The sequence below is a fragment of the Undibacterium paludis genome, from assembly GCF_022568815.1.
Classification (GTDB): Bacteria; Pseudomonadota; Gammaproteobacteria; order Burkholderiales; family Burkholderiaceae_D; genus Undibacterium.
This window is the reverse complement of record NZ_JAKZHX010000006.1, coordinates 91,436-106,111: the sequence shown is the minus strand read 5'-3', so window position 1 is coordinate 106,111 and position 14,676 is coordinate 91,436. Positions and strand designations below refer to the sequence as shown.

9 protein-coding genes and 1 pseudogene are annotated in these 14,676 nt (G+C 51.5%); 2 read left to right on the top strand and 8 right to left on the bottom strand.

The features are described 5' to 3' along the window. The first annotated feature begins 212 nt into the window (after positions 1 to 212). On the top strand, positions 213 to 1,880 hold the full coding sequence (locus tag LZ463_RS11765; RefSeq protein WP_241455823.1) for a glycoside hydrolase family 43 protein: 1,668 nt from the start codon (positions 213 to 215) through the stop codon (positions 1,878 to 1,880). Positions 1,881 to 1,989: 109 nt separating this feature from the next. Here LZ463_RS11765 and LZ463_RS11760 read toward each other — a convergent pair whose 3' ends face one another. The 4 genes and pseudogenes from LZ463_RS11760 to LZ463_RS11745 form a co-directional block, all read right to left on the bottom strand. Continuing rightward, complete coding sequence (locus LZ463_RS11760; protein ID WP_241456123.1) at positions 1,990 to 5,085, bottom strand: di-heme oxidoredictase family protein; 3,096 nt, start codon at positions 5,083 to 5,085, stop codon at positions 1,990 to 1,992. Positions 5,086 to 5,097: 12 nt separating this feature from the next. Next, positions 5,098 to 5,859 (bottom strand): annotated as a pseudogene (locus LZ463_RS29295) (glycoside hydrolase family protein); the annotation flags it as partial. A 644-nt stretch (positions 5,860 to 6,503) separates the two neighbouring features. Next, the gene (locus LZ463_RS11750; protein WP_241455822.1) at positions 6,504 to 7,217 is read right to left on the bottom strand and encodes a M90 metallopeptidase family protein; all 714 of its coding nucleotides are present in this window, start codon (positions 7,215 to 7,217) and stop codon (positions 6,504 to 6,506) included. Between the two features lie 85 nt (positions 7,218 to 7,302). Next, positions 7,303 to 7,689 carry a YXWGXW repeat-containing protein gene (locus LZ463_RS11745; RefSeq protein WP_241455821.1) on the bottom strand — a complete coding sequence of 129 codons (387 nt, stop codon included), beginning with the start codon at positions 7,687 to 7,689 and terminating at the stop codon, positions 7,303 to 7,305. 646 nt (positions 7,690 to 8,335) lie between these two features. Between LZ463_RS11745 and LZ463_RS11740 the strand changes: the two genes are divergently transcribed. Beyond that, entirely contained in the window at positions 8,336 to 10,609 is a 2,274-nt protein-coding gene (locus tag LZ463_RS11740; protein ID WP_241455820.1) for a TonB-dependent receptor, read from the top strand. A 128-nt stretch (positions 10,610 to 10,737) separates the two neighbouring features. Here the strand turns inward: LZ463_RS11740 and LZ463_RS11735 are convergent, their stop codons facing one another. From LZ463_RS11735 to LZ463_RS11720, 4 genes are all read right to left on the bottom strand, one after another. Further along, complete coding sequence (locus LZ463_RS11735) at positions 10,738 to 11,253, bottom strand: hypothetical protein (RefSeq protein WP_241455819.1); 516 nt, start codon at positions 11,251 to 11,253, stop codon at positions 10,738 to 10,740. A 29-nt stretch (positions 11,254 to 11,282) separates the two neighbouring features. Further along, positions 11,283 to 12,308, bottom strand: coding sequence for a DNA-binding protein YbiB (gene ybiB, locus LZ463_RS11730; protein WP_489686109.1), 1,026 nt, complete (start codon positions 12,306 to 12,308; stop codon positions 11,283 to 11,285). Beyond that, on the bottom strand, positions 12,305 to 12,766 hold the full coding sequence (locus tag LZ463_RS11725; RefSeq protein ID WP_241455818.1) for an EVE domain-containing protein: 462 nt from the start codon (positions 12,764 to 12,766) through the stop codon (positions 12,305 to 12,307). The genes ybiB and LZ463_RS11725 overlap by 4 nt, the downstream gene beginning before the upstream one ends. Before the next feature lie 98 nt (positions 12,767 to 12,864). Further along, the gene (locus LZ463_RS11720; RefSeq protein ID WP_241455817.1) at positions 12,865 to 14,499 is read right to left on the bottom strand and encodes a diguanylate cyclase domain-containing protein; all 1,635 of its coding nucleotides are present in this window, start codon (positions 14,497 to 14,499) and stop codon (positions 12,865 to 12,867) included. Positions 14,500 to 14,676 lie beyond the last annotated feature (177 nt).

Genomic DNA, 14,676 nt, shown 5'->3' with positions numbered 1-14,676 from the left:
AGTTGATAACAGCCAGTTCTCTGAAGCTTATTCCTCAAACACAATTGGTCCTACCAATTATATTTACAACTCCATTATGCATCATTTTTAACTACGAAGGCATAAATATTACCTCTATCAACGATTAGAAATCTATTTGCCAAATTTTTATATTTGGTCCAACCAATTTAATATACAATGCAAAACCAGCCAGCCATCAGGAATAGCACAACATGGAAAAAACAGCTTGCGGCATGCGATTGAAGTTGCGTCTGGCACTCGTCCTGATGTCAGTATTTCAGACGTCGATTTCTGCCAGCCCTGCCTTGCCAAAGCAAGATGTTTATGCCAATCCAGTTATCCATGCTGACTATTCTGATCCTGATGTGATACGTGCAGGCGATCGCTATTACATGACGGCATCGAGTTTCAACCTGGCCCCTGGCTTGCCGCTGCTGCAATCCACCGACATGGTGAACTGGCATTTGACAGGCTATGCCTTCGAACAGCAGACGCCGGCAGAAAATTTTATAAAACCGCAGCATGGAAAAGGCGTTTGGGCACCCTGCCTGCGCTATCACGATGGGATGTTCTGGATATTCTACCCAGACCCGGATGCCGGTATTTATATGATCACGGCAAAAGATTTCAATGGCCCATGGAGCAAGCCACATTTGCTGCTGGCAGGCAAAGGCCTGATAGACCCCAGCCCTTTATGGGATGAAGATGGCAATGCCTACCTGATACATGCCTGGGCGAAAAGCCGGGTCGGCATCAATAACCGTATCACCTTGCGCAAAATGTCCGGAGACGGCAAGCAGATACTGGATCAGGAAGGCATGGTTATTATCGATGGAGACAAGCTGCGCGGCTACACGACGCTGGAAGGCCCGAAACTGTATAAGTATCAGGGTTATTATTACATCTTTGCCCCTGCCGGTGGTGTCGAACATGGCTGGCAATCGGTATTCAGGGCAAAGAACATCACAGGCCCCTACGAAGACAAAATCGTCCTGCATCAGGGCAAGACAAATATCAATGGCCCGCACCAAGGCGCATGGGTACAGACAGCCGAAGGCAAGGACTGGTTTTATCATTTCCAGGACAAGCGTGCCTATGGCCGCATCGTCCATTTGCAACCCATGCAATGGAAAGATGGCTGGCCGCAGATGGGTCAGGATATCAATGAACAAGGCATAGGCGAACCAGTATCGATGTACGCGCGTCCTTTGTCCGGCGCCAGAGACACCATCAGGCAGGTCAGTGATGATGAATTCAGTCTCAAAAAACTGGACCTGGTCTGGCAATGGAATGCCAACTGGGAAGCCAGTTGGCATTCCCTGTCCGCACGCCCCGGTCACTTGCGCCTGTTCAGTCAGCCAGGACAAGAGACTGGCGACAATCTTTGGCATACTCCGGCGATACTATTACAAAAATTGCCCGCCACTTCGTTTGTCGTAGATAGCAGTTTCGATATCAGACACCTTGCCGATGGTGACCGTGCCGGTCTGCTGATGTATGGCATGGATTACGCCTGGCTGGGTGTGATGCGACAGCAAAACGGTGCCAGCCTGGTCATGGTCACCTGTCATCAGGCTGACGCCGGATCTCAGGAAAAACCCGAAGCCAGTCAGATACTTAAACAGCATATTGTTTATCTGCGCATGGAAGTTGGCGATGGTGGATTGACGCAATTTTTTTACAGTCTCAATCGCAAAGACTATAGCAAACTGGGGCCGGCATTCACCGCCCGCATGGGGCGCTGGGTGGGCGCCAGCATGGGATTGTTCAGCGCGGCAAAAAACCGGGTAGACAAAGCATCAGGCTATGTTGACATAGATTACTTCAAGGTGAAGGTTTTGCCTTTGCCCCCAGTAATTGAAAACATCGTCGAAGAATGAACAGGCAAACCCGATGTAAAAGACCGCTGAAAAGGCCACCGTGCTGATCGTCTGCACGGTGGCCTACTTATACTTAACTGCGACCTCGACAAGGTCAGTAAAGATACAACTATAGCGATCTCAGGAATGCCAGCAAGGCTTCGCGGTCTGCCCTGGACAAGTTTTCAAAACGCTGGCGGGAACGATCTGCTTCACCACCATGCCAGAGTATGGCTTCTGTCAGGTTGCGGGCACGGCCGTCGTGCAGATAACCTACCTTGGCGCTATTACCCATGACCTTGTCCGTATAACCTATGCCCCACAGCGGTGAGGTGCGCCACATGCTGCCCTGAGCCTGCCCCTCGACAAACTTGTCAGCGAGACCGGTACCCATGTCATGCAACAACAAATCTGTGTAAGGGCGTATGGTCTGGTTACGCAACTCTGCCAGCAAATGACCCGAACCAGTTTTCATCTCTACGGTATGACATGCCGAACAACGCATGCTCTGGAACAGGGCTGCACCGGCAGCCACCAGTTGCTGGTCGACGCGATGTTCATCCAGTGGCGCCACACCTTTGGGAAAACCGCTGGCCAGACTGCGCTGGGCCGGCACCGCTACCAGCGAAAGATAACGGGATATGGATTGTAGATCAGCTTCTGTAATACCTTTCTGCGTACCACCGGCAGCGCAGGCGACAGGGCCCGCATTGCAGGCGCGGTTAGGGTAGACCGGTGAAGTCACCGCCATATCCAGCAGCAAAGCAGCAGCAGCCTGCTGGCGCAGGGTGGCCTTGGATGCCTTCCAGCCAAAGCGGCCAACGCGGACCTCCCCGGTTTCCGGATCAAACACATAATTGGGTTTACCAAGAACGCCATCGATATCAGGCGCTGAGCGCGCACGCGCCAGAATATCGGCTTCCGGTATCGCTTCAAGCAAGCCTGTACCGATCATGGGCTGGGCAGCACGTAATGAATAGGTATCAGGTACAGGGCCCTCAAACGCCAGCACAGGCTTGCGCAATTCGGCCATGCCGCCATCAGCGAGCTTGACGGTGCGGCTTTCAAATCCCCCTACATTCACGCTGTTACCCCAGTTTTGCGGTATGCCTGTGGCTGACATGGCATTCATCTGTACCGACGTACCATATTGTGAATGTGGCAGTTGCTGGCCCGCTGCATTGGTCGTCGCCACGCGGACAGACATACTGTCGAGCTTCTGGTTGATTGCGATCGGTGCAGGGCTGCGACCATTATTGACGTGACAGGCGATACAGGCAGACTGATTGAAGCGCTGCCCCTGCAAACCAATGGCTGCCGTATAGCGGTCATTACCAGCTTCATTGTGGTCGCCGGTCGTGAAGTTGGTATGGATCAGGCGGCGGCCTTCGACAAAGCGCTGCATGTTCTGCATACCGACATTATTGAAGGGCTGCTGGAACATGAACAGACCGTTGTCAGAGTAGTTGTAAGACACCGACCCAAGGCCGCCAGACAAAGTCTCATCCGGCAAAGGCACAGAATTCAGGCGTGGCTTTACGCCATACCAGGGGCGCAGGCCTGCCCCCACCACGTAGGTCCATTCATAGGAATAGTAACGGATGCCACCAGTATCTCCCTTGGCCATCATGGATTCTGTGGTGGAAAACATCGACGGTGACACTTCTATAATGTCGCCAGCCACCAGGGGACGCGCCTTGATGTCCTTGCCATTCGGGAAACCATTGGCATCAAGATCACCGTGACCAGGGTAATCCTTGATCAGCAAAGTACAGGCGCCATTAATGCCCGTTGTATTGCTGAGCTTGCCATTGGCGGGGTAAAGTACAGGTTTGCAGACCGGCACGTTACGGTCCACCAATTCACCAGGCGCCATCCAGCCATAACCCGTTACCCCTGGCCGGTCAATGGCGCGGAAGAAGGCAATACCACCTGATAAAAAATCCACCGTGGTGTACTGATTGACGATCAGGGTGGGCTTGGTCACACCAGACACGCGGCTGTTGTCGATGATCTCGACACCCCAGGTGCGGTTCTTGAAATATTGCGGCACAAAAGTCAGGTAATTGCCTGGCCCCTTGTCAACAGGCTGGCCGGTGACCGGATCAACAGTCTCATTGGGACCATAGCCTATTTCATTCCATTCTTCGCCGCGTTCACGACCATGTCGCGCCAGACCACGTGCACCGAAACGGGTAACCAGGGTGCCATCGGCCAGCGTGAATTGCAGGGTTTCCAGTGGTTCGGCAGAAGCAGGCAGAGGTGACCAGCCGGTGCCATTGTCGGGGAATTTCAATGCCGAAGTGCTCAGCTTGGGCAATGTATTGTCACTGCCTGGCGACTTGAATTCGACCTCAAACAAGGAATAACCATACTGCGTAGCCCTGGTCACCCCTTGCATCCTGATATAACGGGCATTGATGCCAAGATTGAAGAACTCTTCGGTGCCGCCCTGGCCATTACTTACATAACGCACCTGGGTCCAGCTCTGACCATCATCCGACACCTGCAACTTGTACTCTTTTGCATAAGCGTTTTCCCAGACCAGCTTCATATAGCCAACCTGGGTTTTGCTGCCAAAATCAAACTGTATCCATGCACCATCCTCTGCAGCACTGGCCCAGCGCGTGTTTGACTTGCCGTCAATGACATTGCTGGCAGACAGATTATTCCCCTCGGTTGCTGAACTGGTGGCCGCAACAGGTTTCAGTGCTGCGCCAGGCTCGACCGGATTGCCAGGATTGGCCGGATCTGTTGGATTAGTCGGATTGCTTGGATTGGTCGGGTTACTGCCAGTCTGTGTTTGCCTGAATGCCTGGATTTCAAAAATAGAATAGCCGTAAGCAGACGAGCGCTTGATGCCATTGATGCGCCAATACCTGCCGGCACCGTTGAGTCCGGCAATATTTTCATCGCCACCCTGGCTGCCGTTAACAGTTTTGACAGTAATCCATGTCTTGTTGTCATTTGAGGTTTGTATCTGGTAACTGTCCGCGTGTGCGTTTTCCCATTTGATGAACAGCCGGGTGACATTGACCGACGTAGCAAAATCCAGCGTCAGCCATTGTTGATCGTTGAATGCACTGCTCCAGCGGGTGCTGGTATTTTTATCTATTGCTTTTTCAGGCCCGAGATCACCACGTTCAACTCCTGAAGCTGTTGCTGCAACGGGTTTGAGTTCCATCTCAGTTGCGGCATTGCCATCGGTGTTAAATGGCAGGGACATATACAGTTTGCCAAGTTCACTCAGTTGCCCATCAGCAGCCAGCAAATTGATATTGGGAATTTGTGCATTACGGCCAGAGAACCAGGCATAGCGGGCCACCCAGGGCTCACTTTCGAGGTAAGCAACCGCATCGGTCATATATTTTTTCTGCTTCTCCAGTGTGATGGTATCGCGCGCATCATCACCACAGGCAAATTCAGTCACCCACAATGGTTTTTGATATTTCTTGTAACGTCCTATGATAAATTTCAGGGCGTCGACATTACAGGCATACCAGTGCACAGGGATGTAATCGATCTGGCAGTCTTTACATGCGTCGAGAAAAGCATCAAGATAAACAATGGGGTCGCTGTAAGTGACACCCTTATCACTGACACAATCAGCTGTCGGACAGTAATTGGAAACAGGTGCCCCAAGTTGCAAGCCACGACGCTTTGCAACCTCTTGCAATACGGGCCACAAGGCGGCAGCCTGACCCGGTGTCATGTTCGCCTGGGACTTGAAGTTGGGCTCATTGAATCCGGACAGATAACGCGTCGTAACCGGGATGTCTTTCAACAAGCCATCGACTGTCGGCGTCCCGCCCCATGCCATGGCTGTAAAGTCAAGACCCAGACTTTGATTGGTACTGCTGACGGCACTGTCAGGCTTGGGTGACCAGTTGTACCACCAGCTCACCCCGCTGGTAACTGCTGTCAGGTCTGCCGCAGATTGAAAACCATAAGCAATACCACGCTTGGAGCTTTTTGCCGGGGGAGGAGCTGCGCCCTGCATGGCTATGGGCGGAGCCGGTTTTGCGGCACTTCCTGCAGTCGTGTTGCCGTTCGATCCACCGCCACAGGCAGACAAAATCATTGAACAGAGGAGTATGCAAACATGACTTACCAGAGTTGTTTTTAGCAGGTCAGGCTTTCGGTAGCGATCCATTTCTTTTCACCTTTTGGGTTATATGAAAGCTTTCCACAAAGAGGAATGTGAAAGCTTTCCAGAAAGTACTACATGTAACAAAATTTGACGTAAAGTCACCCAGCCCAAAATCGGTAAATATGTAATTAAATGTAATGTCTGCAATAATTCAAAGAGGATGCCCTGGTCAGGGAGACCGATCATTGACATCTCGCTTAAAGCACCTATTTGTACAAGCAGTAGAATGAGCAGGATGTGAAGGGCACGGGCAGCTCATGATGAAACTTCATGTGAGCAAGAAAACCCGGCAACGATATGAATGGAGATGTGGCTCAAGAAAAACATCGTCCAGACGACTGTTTCTGAACAAAAGCCAGACTTGATGCCCCAAACCTGAATGCAATCAGCAAGAGACTTTCCACAACCTGGGCAACCGGTTACAAGGCGTTACAATTAATGGTCACGGATAGTTTTTTTGATGCAGTTTTGACTGCCTAAAAAAGATGGACCGTTCACAGCTTCCAGACACTTTCCAACATCGCGTAACCACGCACGTCGTATTCTTTGAGTTCAGCATTTTGATAGGGGTAAAAATCATTTTCCCCAAAGTAGGCCTCGCTGAGTTCCGCAAAATATTCGTGGTGATTGCTGATGGCGTAGGCTTCCTGCAGTCCAGGTTTGTGGTCACGCGTGACCTGACGGTACAGCCCGGCCAACTTGGCATTATCGTAGGCACGCATGACAAGAGCATCCAGATCCGGATGCATGAAGTGATAAGCGTGTGCCATTTCATGCAGCAATGCATATGGCTGGCTGCGGACCAAGGTAGTGAATTCTTTCCAGTTGCAGATTTCTATATTGCCGGCAAACTCGACCGGGTAGCCATGCTCTCGCAGCCATTGCGCAGACGGATGATGTTGCGCACCAAAGGCGCGATAGGTAGCGCTGGAAACATAGATACTGACGCTGTGCAAATCAATCTGCGCATGAACAGGCAGTTTCTTCAGTTTGTTCAACTGATCCGTCAGTACGCGCATGAAGGCAGCTTTTGATATTGCATCTGCTGTCTGCAACCCCCTATCAAACATCAGGGTCCAGCCATCAATCTGGATTTCCTGATAGACATTGGCAGCACCAACCTGGAGTACAGGGAGAAAAAACCAGACCGGGATCAATGACAATGCAAGACGACGTTTGTGAATAGAGGGAATACGAGATGATGGCATGAGGGCAGTCAATTAATTTCGTCAGAAGATTAAAGCATGACCATCGGCCATGGCGCAACTGCGCGCGCCATGGTCACATTGCGTATTAATGGTGATGCGGCGCCCAGTAGCCCTCCCTGAAGTGCCAGGAATGACCCACCTGTTCCCAGTGGTGCGCCACCCAGACATGACCAGGGCGCGGTGCCGACCAGTATCCACGGTGCCAGACATGACGCCCCCCCTCCCAGAACCAGGCACCGCCTATCCAGATATATCCGGGACTGGGAGCGACACCTATCACCTCGGCATAGGGCGCGGGCGGTGCCGTTTCCACGACAACTGTCGCGGGGGCATAGGCTGGCTGTACATAAACAGGCTGAGGCTGTGCTACAGCTACTGGCTGCGGATGATAATAAGGACGCGGCGCCACGACACAACCAGTCATCATGGCGACTGCAGCAACTGTCGTCAGACAAAGCGGGATTTTTTTCATTTTCGACTCCATTTCACTTTCCGCACCATGCGGTTTTGCAAAGCATTTGGCTGTTTGCAAAGTATGGATAATAACGGCCACAACAGCCAGGCTGATGACCGTGTTTTGTAATGATTTGTAGCAGCAAATTGCAAATTGATGATGGCAGTAATGAAATGAAACCGGCTTGAGCGTAACGACAATTCTCCATGCATCTCATAGGTAAAAAATCAACAAGTATTTTATTATTAACATTACCACACAAGCAAACCTGAAGTACCAGCATCAGAGACAGCACTGAAACAGTGCCCGATATCTGTGCACAAACTGCAAGACCAGTTCAGGAAGCTGCAACATTTCTTCCAAGAGAGAATTTCAAAAATGGCATCTGTTCAAATGCTGCATATCGATATTCCTGTTTGAAATACACAACAGTTTTAGTCAATTCTCATCAATCTTTAAAAATGCAAATAAGTTGTTCTTGACTTGTTTCCTGCCAAGAGAGATAACCATTCTGCAACCACGCAAACGATTACGCAAACGTTTGCGGCGGCGCTGGTAGTCAGCACCTTAGTTACCCCTATATCCTGGCTACGCCCCATTTCAGGGATGGCGCTATTGCACCATTCCGAAACACTGTCCATTAACATCAAATTGGAAACTTATTATGCGCAAAACTATTTCTCGGCAATTGCATAAGGGAATCAGTCTGAGCGTGATCGCTTTGTCGGTCGCGGCAGCTTTTCCCATGCAAACGGCCTGGGCTCAGGCTGCCAAGCCGGAAGCCGCAAAGAATGACGGCACACAACTCGAAACCGTCATCGTTACGGCCAACCGCCGCGCTGAAAACATCAAGGAAGTGCCAATGTCGATTTCTGCCATCAAAGGCGAGGCATTGGACACCTACAACGCCAGCGGCCAGGATATCCGTTTCCTTGCAGCCCGTGTGCCCAGCCTGAACGTAGAATCTGATTTCGGCCGTTCTTTCCCGCGCTTCTATATCCGTGGCCTGGGCAATACCGATTTCGATCTGAATGCTTCCCAGCCTGTTGGCCTCGTCTATGACGACGTGGTACAAGAAAGCCCGATGCTGAAAGGTTTCCCGGTATTTGACGTGGACCAGGTTGAAATCCTGCGTGGCCCGCAAGGCACGCTGTTCGGTCGCAACTCTCCTGCCGGCGTACTGAAGTTTGACTCCGCCAAGCCTACCCGTCGCTTTGAAGGTTATGCCAACGTCGGTTTTGGCAACTACAGAGCGATCAATCTGGAAGGCGCAGTCAACGTGCCGTTGAGCCCGGACTGGGCAATGCGTTTGTCCGGTCAATCCCAGACCCGTGATGATCGCGTGACTAATCCCCGTCCAACCGGTGAAAAGAATCTGGAAGGCTACCGCGACAATGCAGCCCGTCTGCAATTCTCGTATAAAAATGGTGACTTCAGCGCCTTGATCAACCTGCATGGCCGTGACATGTCCGGCAATGCCACATTGTTCCGCGCCAATATCATCCAGAAGGGTACGAATGAACTGGTACCAGGCTTTGACTACGGCAGCTACCCGACTGATGGCCTCAACAGCCAGACACTGAAATCCTCAGGCGGCAGCCTGCGCCTGCGCTGGGATTTGCCAGGCATGAGCCTGCATTCCATCACTGCGTATGACAAGGCAAAATTCTATAGCCGTGCTGACGTTGACGGTGGTTACGGTGCATCCTTTATGCCGACCATGGGCCCTGGCTTTATCCCCTTCCCTGCAGAAACCGCAGACGGCTTGCCTAGCCTGAAACAGATCACGCAAGAGTTCCGTGTTGAATCCAACACCAAAGACCCATTGCAATGGATCGCCGGTCTGTACTACTTCAGTGAAGACCTGCAAGTTGACAGTTTCGACTACAACTCCTTCGCGCCGGGCAATCCACAGGACGGCTATGCAGTTCAGCATCAGAACGCCAAGTCCTGGGCAGCTTTTGGTACTGTCAACTATGCCGTCACTGAGCAGTTCAAACTGCGTGGCGGCCTGCGCTACACCAGCGACAAGAAAGACTTTGATGCACAACGTACCTGGACACCAGGCACACCATTTGGCACACCTGGCACGCCCGTACTGCGCGCCAATCCATCTGCTACCAACATCAGCTGGGACATAGGCGCCAACTACACCCTGGACAAGGCAACTTCATTGTTCGCCCGTATCGCCACGGGTTATCGCGCGCCGAGTATCCAGGGACGTGTCCTGTTCGGCGACAGCATCTCGGTTGCAAACTCAGAGAAGACTCTGTCTTTTGAAGCCGGTATCAAGAAAGACATACTGGACAACACAGCACGCATAAGCGCAACCGTGTTCCAGTACACGGCAAAAGACTTGCAGTTGACCGCAGGCAGTGGCAGCGTCAACCAGAACAAACTGGTCAATGCTGACAAGGCTGTAGGTCAGGGCTTTGAAATGGATTTGCAGGCCAACCTCAACCGCAACTGGAAAACCACACTCGGTCTCAGCTATAACGATACCGAAATCAGGGATGGCAAGCTGTTCGTTGCCCCTTGCGGCAATGGCTGTACCGTCACCAATCCTGCCGGTCCGATCAAAGGCACGGTATTAATAGGCGGCAATCCTCTGCCGCGCGCACCAAAATGGGTTGCCAACTTCTCGCTGCGTTATTCCACACAGATCGGTGATGGCACGCTGTATGCCAACACTGACTGGAACTACAAGGACACCTACAATATGTTCTTGTATGAAGCCAAGGAATACAAAGCCAAGTCTCTGTTGGAAGGCGGCTTGCGCGTTGGCTACATGTGGGCTGATGGCAAATATGAACTGGCTGCTTATGGTCGCAACATCACCAACAAGCAACAGGTCATTGCTGCGATTGACTTCAATAACCTGACAGGTATCCTGAACGAGCCACGCAATTACGGCGTACAGTTCAAGGCCAACTTCTGATCATCAGGTCCTTGTATGGCTAAATAATTTTATATTTAGCCATCATTGCCATAAAAATGCCGGATATCTATCCGGCATTTTTATTCAGTTCATCCCCGGAAATTTTCTGATAATTTCAATATTCATCATTATTCACGCAACCAGCGCAACATCGCTGGAAACGCCGGCTTACCCTCTTTTGCTGCACGTTGCGGGCCAAGACTGAGACCGGCCCATTCCATGATAGGCAAACCGATGTAATTGCCAGATGCAAAGTTGTCTATCAGCCAGGCTGAGTCATCTTTATAGCCATGCTCATGGAATATAAAATTCAGGGGTAAATCCAGTTCAATGGCAGCTGCATAAGACCACAGGATGGCGGCAATTTCTTCACCCTGTGGTGGCCAGTCCTTATCCTGCTGCGCACTGCCTACTATCGCTCGCTGGGCGGACGGTGTGACAGCAAGGTGACCGGCTTCGTGCAAGATATCCCCCGGGTAATCAAGCCTGGCATAATCAACATAAATACAGGATGGTCCCAGGTCCAGACCGGGCAGAAACGTGGCATGCTCAATCGGTCGCTCAATGACATCTATTCCTATCCTGTCAAGGAAGGTCAACACCTTTTTCAGGTACACGTCATCCTGGTGATCAAGTTTGTGCAAATTCAACTCCATCAATAAACAAATGATGATCAGTGCGCGCTGGCGGCATTGTCTTGTACTATGCCAGCTGCTACGGTAAGGCAGTGACTAACCTGTACAGCAATGTTTTCCGGCACCGGTATTTCACCTGCCAGCACCTGCTTTATCCAGGCTGCGGTACTTGCAGCATCAAGATTATCCGGTGTATCCGGCACCACAGCCAAAGGTTCTTGCTGTGCAGGCACCAGCGTCGTCGATTGTCCGGCATGAAACCAGTCTATCTGCTGAGCCCTGCCAGTACTGGCGACTGTCTCCCCTTCGGTACCACGCATCAGGAATACATCCCCCTCACCAACATCAGCACAATCAGTCAGATATTCACGCAACATGCGCAGGTATTCGGGGTGAGTATAAGAGTTCAGACGCAGCGCCGGGTTGCGGAATGGTTGCAGCAATTTGACCAGGGTATGGGTGGAATTGCGCACACCTAAAATACGTCGCAGGCTCAATAAGTGTGCCATTGCCGGGGACAGAACATCAATAGCCATAAAAGCCGGCAAATTCTGCTGCATTTGCTGCTGCACCTGCAAGCTGGTCTCTGCGAGTGGCAAACCAAGTGCAGCAAACACTTCGGCTGTCGCCACGCGGCCCACATCGGTACGTACACCATGTACCAGTACCGGTGCCCCCTCACGTGCCAGCAACATGGCCAGCAAAGCAGTCAGGTTGGCTTTTTTCCGCGCACCGTTATAACTGGGGATGATGACCGGCGCATAGTGGCTTCGCACTGGCGCCTGCAATGGCAGGATGAATGGCCTTGCCGCCTGCATGAATCCGGCAATTTCCTGCACGGACTCACCCTTGATCCGCATGGACAGCAAAATCCCGCCAAGCTCCAGGTCACTGACCCGCCCTGCCAGCATGGCGCCATACAAGATAGCGGCATCATCGCGTGTCATGCTGCGTGCACCGTCCTTGCCACGGCCAATTTCCTTGATAAAACGGGCCGCAGCCAAGCTTGTGCTGTCTTCCGGCGTTCCCGGAACAGCTTCTGGATTAACAGGAGAAAACTTCACGCCCGCTTCCCCAACAGTTTCTGGATGAAACGCCATTCATCGGGTGTGACCGGCGTAATCGACAGGCGACTGCCTTTTTGCAAGAGCTTCATGTCCGACAGCTCGGGATAGGTGCGCAATTCTGCCAGGCTCAACAGACGAGTCTTGCGCAATGCCTTGACATCCACCATCATCCAGCGCGGGTTCTCCTGCGTGGCCTTGGGGTCAAAATACTTGCTGTCCTTATCAAACTGGGTATGATCAGGGTAAGCGGTACTGGCGACCTCCGCCAGGCCGGCTATGCCAGGTTCAGGACAACTGGAATGATAGAACAGCACGCCGTCGCCAGGCCTCATACTGTCGCGCATGAAATTACGGGCCTGATAATTACGAACACCAAACCAGGGAATGCTGGGCAGAGCCAGGACGTCATCAATACTGATTTCGTCAGGCTCCGATTTCATTAACCAATAAGCCATAAGAGTCGCGGAATAAGATCAAAAAGAATTCATCGCATAAATTGTCGCATAAATAGACATTTGGCGGCCAGGCATATGGCAGGCATGCATTTCCAAGTTCAACATGATTCACGCCAATTATCTTCTGCCAGGGCATAGCGTCCACGTCCAGCCTTCTTCGCAGCATACATGGCATTATCTGCTGCATACATCAGGGACTCTACTGTACTGTCGCCATCACCAAGCGCAATACCGATGGAAACACCGAGCTGTACTGGCTGTCCTTTTACAGTCAGCACTTCCTGCAAGGCTGCAATATACTTGTTACTGATGGTAATGACCGCCGCTTCCGCTATATCCAGGTCATCACTCAGCCCACTGATCAACACCACAAACTCATCACCACCAACCCTGGCCAGGGTATCAACCTGCCTGACGATGGCAGACAATCTGTTGGCAATATCCACCAATGCCTGGTCTCCGGCCTCATGCCCGAAACCATCGTTAACAGGTTTGAAGCCATCAAGATCAAGGTACAACAACGCCACCCGGCCTTCTTTCCGTTTCGCTCGTGCCAGGGCTTCCTGGATTTTTTCTGTCAGATGCAGGCGATTCGGCAAACCCGTCAATGCGTCGCGCCTTACCATGCCGGCCAGTTCACTTTGACTGTCAAGCAATTTTTGCATCAGGCGGTTAAATGCTTTGGTGAGCAGGCCAACCTCATCGTCATGTACTACGGGCAGCGCCTGCATGGGTAAATCCCCATTACTCATGTTATTGGCCAGCTCAGCCGATCGCCTTAATGGCCGGAAAAACACTGCGAGGCTGAAATACATCATCAGCAGAATGACAATCAGGGCGAGCAGACTTGAACGCAAGATATGGTTCTTTAAATTCACAATCAGGGCAAGTGCTTCAGAACTGGGAAGTCTTGCCACAACCAGCCAGTCAGTACTGGAAACCGTTGCAAAAGCAAGCAACTCCTCCACTCCTTCTGCATTCACCGCAAGACCATTTTCCAGATGCCCGGCCATGGCCTTTTCATACAAGGAACCCGCACCAGTCTTGGCTATCGTAGTCAAAGTCAGTTCAGGTTTGCTGGCTGCAACATAAATCTGCTCAGCAGGGGACAGCAGCAAATAACCACCTTGGTCACCAATACGACCATGCTGTATGACGTCAAGAAATCCGGTAGCGTATATCTTGCTGACGCCAACCAGCACAGCCTTGACCTGACCATGTTCGTCGCTGACTGGTGCCGCCATAGGCAATGCCGGTTCATTGAGCGCACGTCCGATGACCGGCTTACCGACGGTAAATTTACCTGCCAGTGCCCCCTGAAAATAGTCACGATCGGCATAAACCATACTTTTCCGTCCCTGTTGCTCTGGAAAATCCGCTATCACCCGCCCATCCAGATCAGTCACGAATATCCCGCCATTCATGACCGGATATACGTCGTAACGCGAACTCAGCCAGTCCTTGAGTTTTCCCTCATCTTGCAATAATTCGACCGGCAAGGTTTCTGCCAGATGTCCGAGGAATTTCTTCCGTTCCAGGAGCTTTTCTTCAATGTTGCTGGCGACCTGTTTCGCAAGTGCTTCTTGTTGCAGCAATTCCGTCCGTATCAGATCGCTGCGTATGACGCCCATCAGGAATATAAAACGTATCAGCGTTGCCGACACGACCAGCAGCGTCGCAAGCAACAATAGACGGATCACGATACTACGGGTATAACGGCCTAGAAATGCCATGATTATTTATCCGCACCCATTTCTCAAGTCAGCAAAACAAGTCATCAGAATTTTCAGCTTCCAAAGTTGCACAAGGCCAGCGCCATCTTCATTGCATTAATGAAAACACAAGTCGAGTATTTTTGTCAAAGAGCAAAACTGTCCGCAGCGAAATAACTTACCACTGTACAACAAGAA